The organism is Actinoplanes philippinensis (assembly GCF_900113015.1).
Taxonomy (GTDB): Bacteria; Actinomycetota; Actinomycetes; order Mycobacteriales; family Micromonosporaceae; genus Actinoplanes; species Actinoplanes philippinensis.
On the sequence record NZ_FONV01000055.1, the window covers coordinates 1 to 1,323 of the forward strand.

Below are 1,323 nucleotides of genomic sequence, written 5' to 3' on the forward strand. Positions count from 1 at the left end.
GTGAGTTTCCCCCGGTTCGGTGGAGCAGTTTTTCCTGCTACCGGCCGGCGGCAGGGGTGAGTGATACGGGCTCGTCCTGGCTTGCCTGATCGTGATGCCAGGCCGTCTCGTATTCGTCCGGGCTGAGGTAGCCGAGTTCCTTCTGGATGCGACGGGTGTTGTACCAGCCGTCGATGTAGGCGAACAGCGCGTTCTCGGATTCGTCGCGGGTGCGCCACTGGCTGCGGTACACGAGTTCGATCTTCAGGGTGGACCAGAAGTTTTCCATCAGCGCGTTGTCGTAGCTGTCGCCGACTGAGCCCATCGAGGGCAGGATGCCGTTGTCGTACAAGCGTTCCGCGAACCGGAACGACGTGTAGTTCGAGCCCCTGTCGCTGTGGTGTATGAGTTCGCCGTCACGGACCTGGCGTGAGTAGATCCCGTATTCGAGGGCGGCCAGGATCAGGTCGGTGTCGCAGCGGGTGGAGGTCTTCCAGCCCACGATCCGGCGGGAGAACGCGTCGCGGACCGCGGCGAGCCAGAACACGCCCTCGGCGCACGGGATCCGGGTCGCGTCGGCGACCCACAGCCGGTCCGGGCCGGTCGCGGTGAACTGCCGGTTCACCAGATCCGGCGCCGGCTGGCGGGTCGGGTCCTGCTTGGTGGAGCCGCCGCGCCAGCCCCGCCGCAGGTGTGCGCCCTGCCAGCCCTGGGCGCGCATCAGCCGCTCGACTCGCTTGCGGCCGACGCGGATGCCGTCGCGGCGTAGCTGCTGGTGGATCCGGTCGGAGCCGTAGGTGAAGCCCGAGTTCTCCCAGATCTCGTGGATGTTCGACAGCAGCCCGAGGTCGACCACCTCGCGGTCGCTGGGCTGCTCGGCCTGCTTGCGCCAGGCGTAGTAGGTCGACTCGCCGATCTCCAAGACCCGAAGAAGGAGCGCGACCGCGAAGCGGTCCGACTGTTCGTCGATGAACGTCATGACCGTCGCCGGGTCGGGTCGAGCTCCGAGGCGAAATACGCCGAGGCGGCCTTAAGGATCTCGTTGGCCCGGCGCAGCTCTGCGTTCTCTTTCAGCAGGCGCCGGTTCTCCTCGAGCATGTCCGTGGTCGGCCGATCGGCGCGTTCGCCGGCGTCGGCCTCGGCCTGCCGGATCCAGTTCCGCAGCGCCTCAGGGTGCACGCCGAGCTGTTCCGCCAGCCGGCGGATCACCGGCTTCGGTTCCGATTCCCGATACAGGCGAACAGCACGTTGCCGCAGCTCATCCGGGTACTTCTTCGGTGGTGCCACAGATACTTCCTCTCCACGGCCATCAGACCATGATCAAGAAGCTCCATGAATACGGGG

At 66.4% G+C, this 1,323-nt stretch carries 2 protein-coding genes; both read right to left on the reverse strand.

Features of this window, described 5'->3' with window-relative positions; genetic code table 11:
• Positions 1-37 precede the first annotated feature (37 nt).
• A complete protein-coding gene (locus tag BM290_RS46940) occupies positions 38-958 on the reverse strand; it encodes an IS3 family transposase (RefSeq protein ID WP_093622510.1) in 921 nt (306 codons plus the stop codon).
• Positions 955-1,266, reverse strand: a complete 312-nt coding sequence (locus tag BM290_RS46945) for a transposase (RefSeq protein ID WP_093622511.1) — start codon at positions 1,264-1,266, stop codon at positions 955-957. Before BM290_RS46945 ends, BM290_RS46940 begins: the two co-directional genes overlap by 4 nt.
• Positions 1,267-1,323 lie beyond the last annotated feature (57 nt).

Excerpts from the sequence above, each read along its gene's own strand:
- BM290_RS46940 (WP_093622510.1), bottom strand. The coding sequence starts at position 958 with ATGACGTTCATCGACGAACAGTCGGACCGCTTCGCGGTCGCGCTCCTT.